Genomic DNA, 287 nt, shown 5'->3' on the forward strand with positions numbered 1-287 from the left:
GTATCTGGCTGACTTTCCCTATGTGAATGGTGGTTTGTTTGCTGACAAGCTGCCAGTGCCGAAATTCAATCGAAAATCACGAGCCATGCTCATTGAGTGTGGTGCGGATCTGAACTGGTCAGAGATCAACCCCGACATCTTCGGCTCGATGATTCAGGCAGTGGTTGACCCCAGTCAACGGGGCAACATGGGCATGCACTACACGTCCGTGCCCAACATCATGAAGGTGATCGAACCCCTGTTCCTCAATGAGTTGAAGGAAGAATTTGAGAAGCACTCGGACAGCA

General features: G+C 50.9%; 1 pseudogene. It reads left to right on the plus strand.

The features are described 5' to 3' along the window. Window positions 1–287: pseudogene (locus ACZ3HG_RS23350) on the plus strand (class I SAM-dependent DNA methyltransferase); the annotation flags it as partial.

The organism is Erwinia sp. PME.40.26/001, from assembly GCF_055556675.1.